General features: G+C 71.5%; 17 protein-coding genes. All 17 read right to left on the bottom strand.

Annotated elements, in window-relative coordinates; all coding sequences use genetic code 11:
- Position 1 precedes the first annotated feature (1 nt).
- Positions 2 to 883, bottom strand: coding sequence for a pantoate--beta-alanine ligase (panC, locus tag KBX21_RS03205; RefSeq protein ID WP_210840953.1), 882 nt, complete (start codon positions 881 to 883; stop codon positions 2 to 4).
- A gap of 172 nt (positions 884 to 1,055) precedes the next feature.
- Positions 1,056 to 1,940 carry a Rossmann-like and DUF2520 domain-containing protein gene (locus KBX21_RS03200; RefSeq protein WP_049570838.1) on the bottom strand — a complete coding sequence of 295 codons (885 nt, stop codon included), beginning with the start codon at positions 1,938 to 1,940 and terminating at the stop codon, positions 1,056 to 1,058.
- Between the two features lie 165 nt (positions 1,941 to 2,105).
- A complete protein-coding gene (locus KBX21_RS03195; protein ID WP_049570840.1) occupies positions 2,106 to 2,345 on the bottom strand; it encodes a hypothetical protein in 240 nt (79 codons plus the stop codon).
- A 460-nt stretch (positions 2,346 to 2,805) separates the two neighbouring features.
- Positions 2,806 to 3,048 (bottom strand): chaplin family protein, encoded by a 243-nt coding sequence (locus KBX21_RS03190; protein ID WP_049570847.1) that lies wholly within the window; start codon positions 3,046 to 3,048, stop codon positions 2,806 to 2,808.
- 243 nt (positions 3,049 to 3,291) lie between these two features.
- The gene (locus KBX21_RS03185; protein WP_210840952.1) at positions 3,292 to 4,701 is read right to left on the bottom strand and encodes a PH domain-containing protein; all 1,410 of its coding nucleotides are present in this window, start codon (positions 4,699 to 4,701) and stop codon (positions 3,292 to 3,294) included.
- A gap of 81 nt (positions 4,702 to 4,782) precedes the next feature.
- Positions 4,783 to 5,274 (bottom strand): PH domain-containing protein, encoded by a 492-nt coding sequence (locus KBX21_RS03180; protein WP_210841028.1) that lies wholly within the window; start codon positions 5,272 to 5,274, stop codon positions 4,783 to 4,785.
- Positions 5,275 to 5,445: 171 nt separating this feature from the next.
- Positions 5,446 to 5,937, bottom strand: a complete 492-nt coding sequence (locus tag KBX21_RS03175) for a DUF3180 domain-containing protein (RefSeq protein WP_049570854.1) — start codon at positions 5,935 to 5,937, stop codon at positions 5,446 to 5,448.
- The gene (folK, locus tag KBX21_RS03170) at positions 5,927 to 6,466 is read right to left on the bottom strand and encodes a 2-amino-4-hydroxy-6-hydroxymethyldihydropteridine diphosphokinase (RefSeq protein ID WP_210841027.1); all 540 of its coding nucleotides are present in this window, start codon (positions 6,464 to 6,466) and stop codon (positions 5,927 to 5,929) included. The genes KBX21_RS03175 and folK overlap by 11 nt, the downstream gene beginning before the upstream one ends.
- Positions 6,467 to 6,474: 8 nt before the next feature.
- Entirely contained in the window at positions 6,475 to 6,846 is a 372-nt protein-coding gene (gene folB / locus KBX21_RS03165; protein WP_049570856.1) for a dihydroneopterin aldolase, read from the bottom strand.
- On the bottom strand, positions 6,846 to 7,292 hold the full coding sequence (locus KBX21_RS03160) for a nuclear transport factor 2 family protein (protein ID WP_049570858.1): 447 nt from the start codon (positions 7,290 to 7,292) through the stop codon (positions 6,846 to 6,848). The genes folB and KBX21_RS03160 overlap by 1 nt, the downstream gene beginning before the upstream one ends.
- Positions 7,289 to 8,194, bottom strand: coding sequence for a dihydropteroate synthase (folP, locus tag KBX21_RS03155; protein ID WP_234003898.1), 906 nt, complete (start codon positions 8,192 to 8,194; stop codon positions 7,289 to 7,291). The genes KBX21_RS03160 and folP overlap by 4 nt, the downstream gene beginning before the upstream one ends.
- A gap of 101 nt (positions 8,195 to 8,295) precedes the next feature.
- Entirely contained in the window at positions 8,296 to 8,889 is a 594-nt protein-coding gene (gene folE / locus KBX21_RS03150; protein WP_017542899.1) for a GTP cyclohydrolase I FolE, read from the bottom strand.
- Positions 8,886 to 10,889: an ATP-dependent zinc metalloprotease FtsH gene (gene ftsH / locus KBX21_RS03145; protein WP_049570865.1), complete on the bottom strand. Its 2,004-nt coding sequence runs from the start codon at positions 10,887 to 10,889 to the stop codon at positions 8,886 to 8,888. The genes folE and ftsH overlap by 4 nt, the downstream gene beginning before the upstream one ends.
- A gap of 245 nt (positions 10,890 to 11,134) precedes the next feature.
- On the bottom strand, positions 11,135 to 11,689 hold the full coding sequence (gene hpt / locus KBX21_RS03140) for a hypoxanthine phosphoribosyltransferase (RefSeq protein ID WP_199560655.1): 555 nt from the start codon (positions 11,687 to 11,689) through the stop codon (positions 11,135 to 11,137).
- Between the two features lie 109 nt (positions 11,690 to 11,798).
- Positions 11,799 to 12,773, bottom strand: coding sequence for a tRNA lysidine(34) synthetase TilS (gene tilS / locus KBX21_RS03135; protein ID WP_210840951.1), 975 nt, complete (start codon positions 12,771 to 12,773; stop codon positions 11,799 to 11,801).
- The gene (locus KBX21_RS03130; RefSeq protein ID WP_049570873.1) at positions 12,770 to 13,849 is read right to left on the bottom strand and encodes a zinc-dependent metalloprotease; all 1,080 of its coding nucleotides are present in this window, start codon (positions 13,847 to 13,849) and stop codon (positions 12,770 to 12,772) included. The genes tilS and KBX21_RS03130 overlap by 4 nt, the downstream gene beginning before the upstream one ends.
- Positions 13,850 to 14,219: 370 nt before the next feature.
- Positions 14,220 to 15,566 (bottom strand): D-alanyl-D-alanine carboxypeptidase/D-alanyl-D-alanine-endopeptidase, encoded by a 1,347-nt coding sequence (gene dacB / locus KBX21_RS03125; protein ID WP_307869140.1) that lies wholly within the window; start codon positions 15,564 to 15,566, stop codon positions 14,220 to 14,222.
- Positions 15,567 to 15,614: the final 48 nt, after the last annotated feature.

The following is a 15,614-nucleotide window of genomic DNA, read 5'->3' as shown; positions in this document are numbered from 1 at the left end:
GTCACGTCCGGAGGGGCACGGTCACGTTGTCGATGAGCCGGGTGCGGCCCACCCGGGCGGCCACGGCCAGGACGGCGTCGCCCCGGTGGTCGTCGGCCGCGTCGGCGAAGGTGGCCGGGTCGACCAGGGCGAGGTAGTCGAGTTCGACCGGCGGGGTGGCCCGGGCGGCCTCGTCCAGGACGGCGCGGGCCGCCTCGCGGACGGCCACGGTGCCTCCGGTCGCGGCGTCGGCGCCCGCGCGCAGGGCCCGGGACAGGAAGAGGGCGCTCGCGCGGTCCGCCTCGGAGAGGTAGACGTTGCGGCTGGAGGAGGCCAGGCCGTCGGGCTCGCGGAGGGTGGGGGCGCCGACGATCTCCACCGGGAGGTCGAGGTCGTCGACCATGCGGCGGACCAGGGCGATCTGCTGGGCGTCCTTGGCCCCGAAGACGGCCAGGTCCGGGCGGACCAGCTGGAACAGCTTGGTGACCACGGTGAGGACTCCGGTGAAGTGGCCGGGGCGCGAGGCGCCCTCAAGGCGTTCGCCCATGGCGCCGGCGTCGACGGTGACCATCTGCGGGCGCGGGTACATGGTGGCGGTCTCAGGGGCGAAGACCACGTCCACGCCCTCCTCGCCGCACAGCCGGGTGTCGCCGGGCAGGTCGCGCGGGTACTGGTCCAGGTCCTCTTCCGGGCCGAACTGGAGCGGGTTGACGAAGACGCTGACCACGACGGTGTCGGCCCGTTCGCGGGCCAGCCGCATGAGGCTGCGGTGGCCGCCGTGGAGGGCTCCCATGGTGGGGACCAGTCCCACGCGGCCCGCGTCGGCCAGGGCGCGGCGCAGTTCCTCGGGGGTGCGGACGACGAGCGGACCGTCGGCGCCGTCGCGCCTGGCGGGATCGGTCATGGTTCTCCTTGGTGGTCTGCCGGGTCCGCGTCGAGTCCGGGTCGTGGCCCGGTACCCGTGCGTGTGCCGGTGGACGTCGTGTTCGCGGTGGCGCTCCGCCGTGGGCGGGCGCGCCCTCGCGGTCGGAGGGCGGTGCCCCGGGGTCGGGATCGGTCTCCGAGGCGCCGTGGGGTCAGCGACGCAGGACGTCCAGCAGACGGGCGGCGTCCTCGGGTTTGAGCATCCCGGCGTTGATGGCGCGGTCCGCGGTGAGCCGGGCCAGCTCGACGTAGCTGGCCACGCTCTCGGGCGCGTGTTCCCGAAGCTGCTCGACGTGTCCTGCCACCGTCCCGGCGTCGCCGCGCAGGACCGGCCCGCTCAGGCCGTGGATGCCCAGTCGCAGGGCGTTGTCCAGGGCCGCGCTGAGCATGGGGGCGAGCATGCGCGCGGGTTCGGACACCCCGGCGGCCGTGAGCAGGGAGGCGCTGTCGGCGACGAGGGTGACCAGGTGGTTCGCCCCGCCCGCGAGGGCCGCGTGGTAGAGGGTGCGCTTGTCCTCGGCGACCCACACCGGTTCGGCGCCCATCTCGACCACGAGGGCCTCGGCGATGGGGCGGAGCTGCTCGGGCGCGGTCACGCCGAAGGCGCAGTTGGCGAGCCGTTCGACGTCCTCGTCGCGGCCGGTGAAGGTCATGGCCGGGTGCAGGGCCAGGGGAAGCGCGCCCGCGACGGTAGCGGGGGCCAGGATCCCGTAGCCGTGGGCGCCGCTCGCGTGGACGAGGATCTTGCCGCGCAGGTCGGTGCCGGTCGCGGCCAGGCCCTCGACGAGGTCGGGGAGGGCGTCGTCGGGGACGGTCAGCAGGACGAGGTCGCTGGCCTCCGCCACCCGGGCGGGTTCGAGGACGCGGGCGCCGGGGAGCCGCTCCTCGATCCTGGTCCGCGAGGCGTCGGAGACCGCAGAGGCGGCCACGACCCGGTGCCCGGCCCGTGACAGGGCGACGCCCAGGACGGAGCCGACCCGGCCCGCCCCGATGACGCCGACTCGCAGGCGGGCGGGACGCCCTTCGGTCGTCTCCATGAATCGTGTCCCCTCGTGGTCCGGTGCGTCCGCTTCACCTCGCACCGTGCTCTGAGCACACGATAGCCCGCCCGTACCGCTGACCAGCCGCCCCGCCCCCGCGGAAGGGGACGGGGCGGCCGGGTGACACGGAGAGGGGCGGGTGAGGGCACCCGCCCCTCGTCGTCAGTTCTGGATGATGACCCCGGAGTTGAAGCAGGAGCCCAGCGACTGGCCGAGGACGGCGTTCGAGTTGCCGCAGCCCTCGTTCTCGGCCTCCAGGTCCTTGATGTGGGTGAAGTTCCCACTGGCGTGGGTGTGGTGCGGGGTCCAGTGGCCCGCGTGCGCCGCGGCGGGGGCGGCGGAAAGGAGGACTCCGGCGGAGGCGAGGAGCACGGCACCGGTGGCGAGCGTCTTCTTCAGCACTACTTGTCTCCTTCAGTGTCCGGACGGGGGGACCGACCGAACTCGCAGTGACCCTTCGTGGCGCCCGGGGGCGTCGAGACGAAACTATCGACGCACGACCCCCATGAACATGCCCTGAACTGCATTGATCACAGAACATTGGCCTTTGCTCACACTGGGTACCCGAACGTCCCGGTGCCGATCGGGACAAAGGCGGGGACTTCGACCCCCGCCGCGTGCGCGCAGCGTGACCGGGCCACGGGGTTCCAGCCAGGCACCAATCACGGTTCCGGATGGGCAACCACCGCCGGACACCGATTCCCCGGAGGCGGTCCGCATCCGGACACGCGAAAGGGCGCCACACCGTCGTCACGGAGTGGCGCCCCTGCGCGGAAAGCTCGCTGGCCCTGGACCGGGTCGGATCAGCCGGGACGTCTCCGGCCGGACACCCCCGCCCGGGCGGGCCGGGAAGTCAGTCCTACTACCAGTTCTTGACGCTGGCGCCGGAGTCGGTGCAGCTCGCGCCGGAGACACCCAGGATGGAGATCGCGTTGCCGCAGACGTTGATCGGCGCGTCGACGTCCACAACGGCCTGGTTGCCGCTCAGGATGCCGCCGTTGCCGGAGGTGAAGACGTTGCTGTTGGCCATGGCAGGAGTGCCGGCGAACAGGACGCTGCCGGCGGCAGCGGCGATGGCCGTGGCGGCGAAAGCCTTCTTCAGCATGTGTTTTCTCCCGTCAGCCGGTCAGCGGGGGCGCCAACCGGTCGATAACGTTGACGATGTGTATGACAGTGAACACTCAACGTGTTCACCACTATTTAGCCATAGGCCATCGCCGTCCGTGGCCGAAACACGAAAGAGTTTTCCAGTCCTGACCTGGAGGTATCACCACGAGTGAGAAGACATGTCGGACATGAAACGCCGAATCGGAACCCCCGAGGCCCCACAATGTGACACACGACACAGTTACGTCTCGGGGGTGTCACCGCTCGAACCCTCCGTTTTCTCACCCTCGTCCCGGCTGTTCAACGACTCTCCGTGCATGGTCGCCCGGGTCGCCCACCGTTCCGTTCCCGCGGAGGGCACCCTCGCCCGCCTTCCGTGCTCCACCAGAGCGTCCAGGAAACGGCGTCCCTCACTCGCGTTACGGTCGGTCGCACGCGCCGAGACGGGCCCCGGAGGGGTGTCCACGTCGACGGTCACCCTGCCCCTCAGCTGCGCGACCGGGCCCGCCGACAGCCGCAGCGCCTGCATCCGCTCCACCGGCACGATCTCCGTCACCCGGCACAGGATCCCGCGCACACTGACGAACAACCGTTCGTCCACCCCCACCGCGTGCGGCAGCGGGCCGCGGTTGTCCACCAACGGCACCAGGGCCGCCTCGCTCTCCGGGAACACCTCGTTCACCAGGGCGAAGGCCCTCCCACGCGGCGCCACCGGCAACAGCGCCGTCGAGTCGGCCTGGCGCGCGCCCGCGTATCCCGCCATCGTCGCCTCGACCCTCGCCACACCCAGGGCCCGCCACAACAGCGGCTCCACGACGCGAACCGCCTGCACCCGGCCGGGCGGGACCGTCTGCATGCGCCGCTGGAACATCCCGTAGCGCAGCCGCAGCCCGTCCGAGGACGAGGAGGCGTAGAAGTCCGTGTAGCGCGCCAGCGGCCCCCAGTAGTAGCGCAGCAGCCCGAGGACGAGCGGGACCGCCCCGGCCAGCGCACCCGGTTCGAGGAAGACCACGAACGCGGTGAGGAGCAGGAGCAGCAGGACGAACGACAGCAGCACCGGCACGCGGAACGTCAGGGCGCCCAGGAGCAGCAGGAAGGGGAGCCGGTAGAAGGGCCACTCGGGTGCCTCGGGCGCCCGCCCCGGCAGACCGGCGGCGTGCGCCAGCACCGCCGCCCGGAGCCGTTCGGCCACCCTCCACCGCAGGCAGCGCAGCCGGATGGCGCTCCCGTCGCCCCCGGCCAGCTCGACCCGCAGCTCCGCCAGCCCGAACACCTGCATCAGCAGCGGGCGCACCACGTCCACCGCCTGGAGGCGGCTCAGCGGGATCTCCCGCGAACTGCGCAGGAACAGCCCGCTGTGCACCACCAGATGGTCCTCGCGCAGCCCGAACGAGCCGTACCACCACGCGGGCAGCGCGTAGGCGAGGGAGCCGAACACCACCGCGAACGCCAGCACGAACACCCAGGCCAGGCCGAACTGGCTCAGGATCGGCCCGACCAGCGCCGCGAAGACGAGGGTGACCCCGAGGACCTGGAGCGGGATGATCAGCCAGTGTGAGCGGAAGATCCCCGTGGTGACGTCGGCCGCCGGGTCCGGCCGCCGGGGCGGCGGGGGCGGCGGGGCGCCCCAGGCGCCACCCGGCGGCAGCATCGACGGCCCCCAGGCGGGCGGCGGAGGCCCCGGGCGGTGCGGTCCCTGCGGCCATGGTCCCCGCTGCGGCGGTCCGTGCACTTACAACCCCGTAGAGAAGGTCTCGCTGCGCGCCGCGAGCCGGTCGCGCAGCTGGACGGCGTCGGCCAGTGGAAGCCCCACCACCCGCGTGTCCGCCGTGCTCGCGGCGGTGCGCACGCGCACTGTCGCGATCCCCAGCGCCTGTTCGAGCAGATCAGCGGTGACGTCCACGACCTGCATCCGGCCGTAGGGGATGACCACCAGCTGCCGCACCAGCACCCCGTAGGTGAGGTACAGCTCGGCGGACTCCTCGGCGTATCCCCAGGAGCGCTGGAAGCGCCCGGCCAGGAGCCACAGAACGACGGCGGCCACCAGGACCGCCACCACCCAGGCCACGGCCGTTCCCGGCCGACCCGACAGGAACAGGAACAGGGCCCCGGCCGCCCCGACGACCAGGCAGCCCGCGCCCGTCACCAGACGGCGGTACCAGGCGAGTGCGACCGGAACCCGGGTCCATGCGGTGTCCCCGGGTGCGGCGAAGGCGGCGTCCACGGGGCGCGGCGGCGGGTCGGAGCCCTCCGGCGCCGGTGATGTCGGTTCACTGGTGTCCACGGGCTCAGTCAACCATCAGCGGGCAAGCCCCGCCCGAAACGGCTCGGCCGGAACCCGGAGTCATCCGCGTTCCGCCCCCGTCCCGGGCGGGCCCCACCCCTCAGCTCGCTCCTAGGCGAGCCCCGGTGTGTCGTCGCGGTCCTCGTCCTCGTCGTCGGGCACCCGGCAGGCGTGCTCGAGGTAGAGGGCGGCGGCCAGCAGCAGACCGGCGGCGAGCGCCGTGCCCAGCGCGGTCGCGAACACCTCACGGTGGCTGGGCAGCTCCAGCCGGTCGGAGACGGCCAGCGCGGTCCCCGCGAAGTACCCCGCGGCCAGCGAGGCGAACAGCGCGCTCGCCTTGGCCAGGGCCAGCAGGCGGGCCGCGCTGAGCGGCTCCATCGGCTCCGTCCCGGGCGCCCGGCGGACACGGCGCGCGGTGCGCCCGGCGGTGAACCCCTCCGCGAGGGCCAGCAGGAGCAGGGTCGGGATCGCCGACCACGGCATCAGCGGCAGGCCGCTCACCGTGTTGGCGACCAACAGCCCCAGCAGCGCCCCGAGGAGCGCCAGCAGGGTCGGGACGCGCCACCCGGTCGGGGTGAGCGTGCCCCCGCCCTCACCCGACACGTGCGTCCTCCTCCGGCAGCGTGAGCTCCAGGTCCTCCCGGAGGGTCAGCTCCTGCTCGCCCCCGGTGTCCGCCTCCTCAACACCGGCCAGCAGGGCGGCGACCGGCGCCCGGCCGGGCAGGACCGCTCCGGGGTCCGTGTCCAGCCAGGGACGCAGCACGAACGCGCGCAGGTGCGCGCGCGGATGCGGCAGGGTCAGCTCCGGATCGTCGTCGGTCGTGTCGCCGAAGGTGATCACGTCCACGTCCAGGGTGCGCGGCCCCCACCGGACCTCGCGGACCCGCTCGAAGGCGCGCTCGGCGGACCGTGCCAGCTCCAGCAGCTCCTTCGGAGCACCGACGGTGTCCACGACCAGGACCGCGTTGAGGAACGCGCCCTGGTCCGGCCCGCCCACCGGGGCGGTCTCGTAGACCGGAGAGACCGTCACCGGGGTGACGCCCTCCCCGGCGGACAGCAGGTCCACCGCCCCCTGGAGGGCGGCCATCCGGTCCCCGAGGTTGGAGCCCAGGGAGAGCACGGCACGCGCCACCGCCGGGCTCACCGCTGCCCCCGCTCACCCCGGGTGACGGTGACCGCCACGTCCGCGAACTCGTGCTCGATGGGCGCCGACGGCTTGTGCACCGTCAGCTCCACCCCTCGCACCAGGGACTCGGCCAGGCACACCTCGGCCAGGCGCTCGGCCAGGGTCTCGATCAGGTTCACCGGCTCGCCGGTCACGACCTCGACCAGCCGGTCGGCCAGCTCGCCGTAGTGGACGGTGTCGGCGACGTCGTCGCTCTTCGCGGCGGTCGTCGTGTCCAGGTACAGCACGGCGTCCACGAAGAAGTCCTGCCCCTCGCGGCGCTCGAAGTCGAACACCCCGTGGTGGCCCCGGGCCCGCAGGCCGCGGAGCTCGACGCGGTCCCGCATCAGTCCTCGGCCTCCGTCTCGTCGTCGTCCTCCATCAGCACCGGGGAGGCGTGGTGCGACCACAGCCGCCACCCCTGGTCGGTGTCGACGAACAGGTTGGTGGTGACCACCTGCCCGCCCGCCACGAACCCGGGGCTGCCGTCCTCCGCCGTCAGCACGTTCTCCTCACAGGTCACCATGGCGATGTCGCCACCCACCCCGATGTGGGTCTCGGTGAGCACGTACTGGATGTAGGTGACGTTGGCCATGATCAGCGACCAGGCGCGCATGATCTCGGTGCGGCCGCGCAGGAGCGGCCAGCCGGGGTTGACGCAGACGAGGTCGGGGGCCTCGTGCTCCTCCGCCCACACGGTGCGCATCAGGTCGATGTCACCGTTCTCGATGGCGCTGTAGAACTGCGCGTTGGCCTCGGCGACGCGCTCCATGACCTCCTGGCGGGACTTCACACGTCACCCCGCTCAAGGTTCCGGTCCCGGCCCTCGGCGAGGCTGGCCCCGCCGTCGGCCCAGGCCGCCGCCACGCGAACCGCGTCGGCGTTCGGACGAACATCGTGCACCCGCACCGCCCAGGCGCCGCGATCGGCGGACAGGGTGGTCACGGCCGCGGTCGCGGCGTCGCACTCGACGAACGGGCGGTCCTCGCCCTTGGCGTCGCCGAGCAGTCGGCTGAGGAAGCGTTTGCGTGATCCCGCCACCAGGACGGGTCGGCCCAGTTCGTGGAACCGGTCGAGATGCCGGAGCAGCGCCCAGTTGTGCGCCTGTTCGGGGCGCTTGGAGAATCCCAGGCCCGGGTCCAGAACGATCTGGCCGGGGTCGACACCTGCGCTGATCATGGCCTCCATACGGTCGCGGAGTTCATCGAGGACCTCCTGGACGACATCCGTGTACACAGCACGGCTCTGCATGTCATGACTATGCCCACGCCAGTGCATCAACACGTAGGCCACACCGGAAGAAGCGACGAGTCGGCCCATCTCGGGGTCGGCCAGGCCGCCGCTGACGTCGTTGACCAGCACCGCGCCGGCCTCGACCGCGCTCGCGGCGACCTCGGACCGCATCGTGTCCACGCTGACCGCGACGCCGCGCGCGGCGAGTTCGCGCACCACCGGTTCGACACGGCGCAGCTCCTCGGGGGCCGAGACCCGTTGGGAACCGGGGCGGGTGGACTCACCACCCACGTCGACGATGTCCGCGCCCTCCTCGACGAGGCGCAGACCGTGTTCGATCGCGCGCTCGGGGTCGAACCAGGACCCGCCGTCGGAAAAGGAGTCGGGGGTGACGTTCACGACCCCCATGACCAGGCACCGCCCTCGGTCGGGCAGCCCCGGAAGTGTGTGTTTCGGCGCCATGCGCATCACCCTACGCGTACGCCGAGGGGCCGGGGGCACACGGCCCCCGGCCCCTCGGGCGGTGGTGTCGGAGTTCGGACCGGCACGGCCCCGAAGCGGGGTCAGCGCTGGTCGAGGATGAGGCTCATGACCTCGGAGCGGGTGCGGTCGCTGCTGCGGAAGATGCCCCGCACCGCGGAGGTGACCGTCTTGGCCCCGGGCTTGCGCACCCCGCGCATGGTCATGCACAGGTGCTCGGCCTCGACGACCACTATCACCCCGCGCGGGTCGAGGTGCTCCATGATGGCGTCCGCGACCTGGCCGGTGAGGCGCTCCTGCACCTGCGGGCGGCGGGCGTAGACGTCCACGAGGCGGGCGAACTTGCTCAGCCCGGTGATCCGGCCGTGCGGTCCCGGGATGTAGCCGACGTGCGCCACCCCGAAGAACGGCACCAGGTGGTGCTCGCAGGTCGAGTAGAGCTCGATGTCCTTGACCAGGACCATTTCCTCGTGGTCGGCCTCGAAGACCGTGGTGAGGACGTCACCGGGCTTCTGACCGAGCCCGGAGAACTGCTCCTCGTAGGCCCGGGCGACCCGCTCGGGGGTCTTGGTCAGACCGTCGCGGTCGGGGTCCTCCCCGATCGCGATGAGGATCTCCCGAACCGCGTGCTCGATGCGCTCGCGGTCGACGGGTCTGGCGGGAAGGTCCGAGCTCACGCCTGGTCTCCTTCGGTGGTGGTGGTCGACTCCGGGTGCTGACCGTTGCTGGACGGACCCTGGACGTCGGCACCGTTCAGCGCGGCCGTCTCCTTCTTGGAGCGGACCGGGGGCCGGTTGGAGGGCTGGCGCTTGCCGTAGCCGGTGTAGGAACCGCGGGTGGGCCGCTTGCGGACCGGCTCGAAGACCTCCAGCACCTGGGTCTTGGTGAGCGTCTCCTTCTCCAGGAGCTGCAGGACCAGCTCGTCGAGCACGTCGCGGTACTCGACGAGGACCTCGTAGGCCTCGTCGTGCGCGGACTCGATGAGGCGCCGCACCTCCTCGTCGATGAGGGAGGCGATCTCCTCGGAGTACTCGCGGGCGTGGGACATCTCCCGGCCCAGGAACGGCTCGGTGTTGCCGGAGCCGAACTTGCGGGCGCCCAGGCGCTCGCTCATGCCGTACTCGGTGACCATGTTGCGGGCCAGGCTGGTGGCCTTGTCGATGTCGTTGCCCGCGCCCGTGGTGGGCTCGTGGAAGACGAGCTCCTCGGCGGCGCGGCCGCCGAGCATCATGGCGAGCTGGTCCATCATCTGCGAGCGCGAGGTGAGGAACTTGTCCTCGGTCGGCACAGACATCGTGTAGCCGAGCGCGCGGCCGCGCGGCAGGATCGTGATCTTGTGGACCGGGTCGGCGTTGGGCAGCGCGTGACCGACCAGGGCGTGACCGCCCTCGTGGTAGGCGATGACCTTCTTCTCGCGGTCCGACATCACGCGGGTCTTGCGCTCGGGACCGGCCATCACGCGCTCGATGGCCTCCTCGAGGACGGCGTGGGTGATGACCTTGCTGTCCGCGCGGGCCGACAGCAGGGCGCCCTCGTTGATGACGTTGGCCAGGTCGGCGCCGGTCATCCCGGAGGTCTGTCGGGCGATGACGGCGAAGTCGACGTCCTCGGCCATGGGCTTGCCCTTGGCGTGCACGCCGAGGATCTCCTTGCGGCCGTCCATGTCGGGACGGTCCACGACGACCTGGCGGTCGAAGCGGCCCGGGCGCAGCAGCGCGGGGTCGAGGATGTCGGGGCGGTTGGTGGCGGCGATCAGGATGACGCCGCCCTTGACGTCGAAGCCGTCCATCTCGACCAGCATCTGGTTGAGGGTCTGCTCGCGCTCGTCGTGCCCGCCGCCCATGCCGGCGCCGCGGTGGCGGCCGACGGCGTCGATCTCGTCGATGAAGATGATCGCGGGGGCGTTGGCCTTGGCCTGCTCGAACAGGTCGCGCACACGTGAGGCGCCCACGCCGACGAACATCTCGACGAAGTCCGAACCGGAGATGGAGTAGAACGGCACCCCGGCCTCACCGGCGACGGCGCGGGCCAGCAGGGTCTTGCCGGTTCCGGGCGGGCCCATGAGCAGGACGCCCTTGGGGATCTTCGCCCCCATCGACTGGAACTTCTCCGGGTTCTGGAGGAACTCCTTGATCTCGTGGAGCTCCTCGATGGCCTCGTCCGCACCGGCCACGTCCTCGAAGGTGTTCTTCGGGGTGTCCTTGGTGATGAGCTTGGCCTTGGACTTGCCGAACTGCATGACCCGCGAGCCGCCGCCCTGCATCTGGCTGAAGATGAACCAGAAGATGACGATGATGATGATCAGCGGCAGGAGGCTGAACAGGGCCGTGGTCCAGATCGGTGTGGTCGCCACCGAGACCTCGTAGGCCTTCAGGTTCCCGTCGGGGTTCTCGCTGGACTCCTGGAGCATGTCGGCCAGCTGGAGGCCCTGCCCCTCCACCCAGTAGGCCTCGAGGATGTCCTCATCGACGGTGGTCAGTCGGATGCGCTGGTCGCGGTCGACGATCTCGGCGTTGTCCACCTCGTCCTGCTCGATGAGCTGGTAGACCGTCGAGATGTCGGCTTCCTCGGGCTGGGGACCGGAGCCCACGTCGAACACGCGGAAGCCGATGACGAGCATGAGGGCGACAGCCAGGATCCAGATCCAAGGGCCGCGGAAAAAACGCTTCAGATTCATGTGAGCGGAACCCTGTCGGGTCCGTCCCTCCTGACCAGGCCGCCCGCCCCAGAGGAGATTCCGAAGCAGGACCTATCGGACACGTGCTCCCTGCGATGACGCCGGGATATTCGACGGTACACCTCGCCGCGCGGAGCGGTCACACCGCTCGGACCGGTGGCGGGCCGTCATGAACGCAACGACCGTGACCCGCTCCGTTGTTCCCGTGGTCGCCGCCGCGCGGGCACCGCGCGGCGGCGGTAACGCTACTTCTCGTAGACGTGCGGGGCGAGGGTGCCGATGAACGGCAGGTTGCGGTACCTCTCGGCGTAGTCGAGCCCGTAGCCGATGATGAACTCGTTGGGCAGGTCGAACCCGATGTACCTGACGTCGAGGTCGACGTCGAAGGCCAGGGGCTTGCGGACCATGGTGCAGATCTCCACGGACCGGGGCCCGCGCGACTTCAGGTTGCCGACCAGCCAGGAGAGGGTCAGGCCGGAGTCGATGACGTCCTCGACGATCAGGACGTCGCGGTCCTTGATGTCGGTCTCCAGGTCCTTGAGGATGCGCACGACACCCGAGGAGGTGGTCCCGGCCCCGTAGGAGGACACCGCCATCCAGTCCATGGAGACGGGGTTGTGCAGCGCCCGCGCCAGGTCGGCCATGACCATGACCGCGCCCTTGAGCACGCCGACGATCAGCAGGTCCCTGCCCTCGTAGTCGGCGTCGATCCGCGCCCCCAGCTCGGCCAGGCGCGTCTTGATCTCTTCCTCGGTGACAAGGACCTTCTCCAGGTCCTCGCCCATGTCCTTAGCGTCCACGCTCACGTCCTCGCTGCTGAGTTCCCCGTTTGCGGCAACCAGGATAAACGTGCCGAACGAGGCCACGGTGCCCGACCGCCCGCCCGGGGCCCGGGGTTCGGCCTCCGACTCAGGGCCCGAAGACGATCCGACCAGCGGTCCGACGCCCGCGAACCCCTCCTGGAAGGTCGATGTGGGCCTGCCCCCGCCACTCGGTGACAAGGCGATCCAGCTCACGTACGTGACGTGCGTTCAACGCGCTCGCCGGGCACCCCGATTCGAGGGCGGCACGGCGCAGCACGCGGGTGCGCAGTGAGGGTTCGGCCCGCTCCAGCGGTTCGACCGCCAGCCCGGGCCCCCCGCCCTCCCGGGCCCGTTCGTGCAGGGCCCCGGCGAGCGCGTCCAGTGTGTCGGCGTCCGAGCGCAGCAGGGCGGCGGTCCTGGCCAGAGCGGAGGCCACCCCCGGGCCCAGGGCTGTCTCCAGGGCGGGCAGGGCCTCGTGGCGCACTCGGGAGCGGGCGAAGCGCGGGTCGTGGTTGTGCGGGTCCTCCCAGGGGCTCAGCCCCTCCAGGGAGCAGGCCTCGCGGACGGTGGCGCGGTCCAGGTCCAGCAGGGGACGCAGGTAGGCGCCGGTGCGCCGGGCCATCCCGGCCAGGGACCGCGCCCCCGATCCACGGGCCAGCCCGAGCAGGACCGTCTCCGCCTGGTCGTCAAGGGTGTGGCCGAGCAGGACCACCGCCGGACGGAGTTCGTCGACCACCGCGTCCAGGGCGTCGTAGCGGGCCCGCCGGGCCGCGGCCTCCGGGCCGCCGGACCCGCCGACCCGGACGGGGACCGCCCGCACGGGGTCGAGGCCGAGCCCGTCCAGGACCTTGGCCACGGTTTCGGCCCGTTCCCCCGAGCCCTCCTGGAGGCCGTGGTCGACGGTGACACCGCCCGCCCGCACACCCGCCCGGGGCGCCTCGAAGGCCAGTGCGCCGGCCAGGGCCAGGGAGTCGGCGCCGCCGCTGCACGCCACGAGGACGGTGGTCCCCTCGGGCAGCTCGGACAGCGCCCGCCGGACCGCCGAGCGGACGGCGGCCACGGCGGCGGGCGGCCCGCTCACTCGGTGATGGCGGCGGGGCGCACGACCCGTTCGATCCACTGCGACGGGGCTCGGATCTCCTCCAGGGTGGGCAGCGTCTCCGGCGAGGTCCACACCCGGTTGAAGTCGGCCATTCCGACCTGCGCGACGACCTGCCGCACGAAGGCCGCCCCCTCCTCGTACTGCTTCATCTTGAGGTCCATGCCCAGCAGCTGGCGCATGATCCGGTCGAGGGGGTTGAGCGACTCACGCCGCTTCTGGAAGCGGGACCGGATGGTCGCCACCGAGGGGACGACGTCCGGCCCCACGGCGTCCATCACGTAGTCGCCGTGGCCCTCGGCCAGGCTCATGACGGCGGTGACCCGGTCCATCAGAGCACTCTGCTCCGGGGTCTGGAAAGCGGTGAGGAGGTTGCCCTCGCCACCACGCACCGCGTCCGCCACGGCCTCACCCGCCTGTCGCAGGCGGTCGATGAGGTCGGAGGCGTCCATCTCCGTGGACAGCAGGAGTTCCCGCATGAGGTCCTGGACGTGGCCGCGCAGCCACGGCGTGGCCGTGAACTGCATGCGGTGGGTCTCCTCGTGCAGGCAGACCCACAGGCGGAAGTCGCGCGGGTCAACGCCCAGCTCGCGTTCGGTGTTGACGATGTTGGGTGCCACGAGGGTCAGGCGCCCGGTCGGCGAGTGGCCGTCGGGGTCCGGTGGCAGGAAGAGTTCGTACTGGCCGAGGACCCGCCCGGCCAGGTAGGACAGGACCGCCCCGAGCTGCACCCCGGTGATCCGGGAACCGACCGCGCTGGTCAGGTTCCCGGCCGGGCTGTTGTTCAGCCGGTCGGCTCCCATCTGTTCGAGTACGGGTTCGAGTACGACCCGAAACCCGTCGACGTTGGCTCGAATCCAGCCCGGGCGGTCGACGATGACCGCGGGCCCCGAGGGTTCGAGGGGGTTCATTCCGGTGAAGTCGCGCACGTGCCCGGCGGCCACGGTGGACAGCTCGCGCAACTGCACCACGGCCTGCCGTGCGTCGGACAGGTCCACCTGCGGCCCAGGGCGCACGAGGCGAACACCGGTGTTGACGGCTACGTCCCAGTCGATCACAGTCACACGGTCAGCCTACCCACGCGAGGGCTGTGAGCACGGGGATCAGGGCGCGATTTCAGGGCAGACCCCGGGATACCCCTGAGACGGCCCGAAAGCCCCACCCGTACACCTCGGCCATGGATCCGGCCCTTCCCCGCCCAGGTGGGGAGTCGAACGCTCGCCCCGGCCACGGCTGGCGGACCACCGTGCCCCTGAGCCACAGGCGTGAACCCCGCCCGTACGCCCCAGCCGCAAGGGGGGTAGAGGGTTCTGGAGGTGGTGGAGGTGGGATCGCGAGGAACGAGCCATCACACCGCAGACGCCGAAGGTTCCTCTGCAAAGGCGCCGAACCCGGGCCAAAGCGAAGCGGAGGCCCCAAGAAGACCCGTCAACCGCACCCGCACTGGCTGAGCGCCGTCGCCAGCGTGTCCAGCTGGGGCCCGGAGGCTCCGGGCCTGTTGGCCATCAGGGCGAACACGAAGACGTTGCCCTCCTGGTCGTGGATGGTGCCCGCCAGCGTGCTGACGCCGTCGAGGGTTCCGGTCTTGCCCCGGACGAGGCCCGCGGCCGCGTGGGAGCTGGAGTTCTCCGAGTAGCGCCCGGCCAGGGTCCCCGTGGAGTGGGCGGTGGGCAGACCGGTGATGGTGGCGTTGAGGCGCGGCTCGTCGGCGGCGGCCTTGACCAGCTGGACCAGGGCGCGCGGCGTGATGCGGTTCTCGGTGCTCAGACCGCTGTTGTCGGAGAGCCGGACCCCCTCGATGCCCAGTCCGTCCATGACCCGGTGCGTGGCGACCGCGGCTCCGGCGTGGTCGGGCTCCTCGCCCATCTCCAGTGCGGTGATCCGGCCCAGGGACTCGGCCATGTTGTTGTCGCTGGCGAGCATCATGAACTCGACCAGGGCGCTCATCGGCATGGAGTCCACGGTGGCGACCGGTTCACCGGAGGCTTCGGCCTCGTCGGGCGAGCCCTCGACGGTCAGCCCGGCCTTCTCCAACTGGTCGGCGAAGGCCTCGGCGGCGGCCAGCGGCGGGTTCGCGGACCGGGTGAGCACGTCGGTGTCCACCCGCCCGCTGTCGACCATCAGCGCGTGGATCGTGGCCGTGCTGCCCTCGGTGACGTAGGTGGGCTTCCACCCGGGGGCGGTGTCCGGTCCGGTGAAGAGCGAGTCGTCGTAGCCGACGGTCACGGTGTCCAGGCCCCGCTCGGCGAGGGCGGCGGCGGTGTCCTCGGCCAGCTCCTCCAGTGTGGCTACCTGCGGGTAGGCTGCGGAGTCGGCGGTCGCGGTCAGTGTCACGTCGCCCCCACCACGCAGCACCACCCGGTTCTCCTCGGCGTCGAGGTGGGCCCCGGTCCGCAGCACGTGGTCGGGGCCGACGGTGTCCAGGACGGCGACGGCCGTGGCGATCTTCGTCGTCGACGCCGGGGTCACCGGGGTGTCCGCGTCGCGTTCGAAGAGCGTCTCTCCCGTCACGCCGTCCACGACGTAACCGGAGAGGCCCTCCTCGAGCCCGGACGATGACATGGGATCATCAAGAATGTCCGCGATCCGAACCGGGTCCGCCGGGGTCGGGGTCGCGGGTGCAACCGCCGCCACGCCGTCGGCGCGCGTGACGGGGTTGGGCACCGCCGACAGCGGTCGTGCCTCGATCACGTCCAGGGCGACCAACCCGGTGATCAGCACGAATATGTTGAGCAGGGCCAGCGCGAGGAACGCCTCGCCTCGTACCCGTCGCACCCGGGGACCTGCCTTCCGTCGGTGTCGCGGCCTGACGTTGTAGTTATA

The organism is Nocardiopsis sp. B62, from assembly GCF_018070675.1.
Taxonomy (GTDB): domain Bacteria; phylum Actinomycetota; class Actinomycetes; order Streptosporangiales; family Streptosporangiaceae; genus Nocardiopsis; species Nocardiopsis prasina.
The sequence above is the reverse complement of the archived record's forward strand: the minus strand, read 5'-3'. Positions and strand labels throughout refer to the sequence as shown.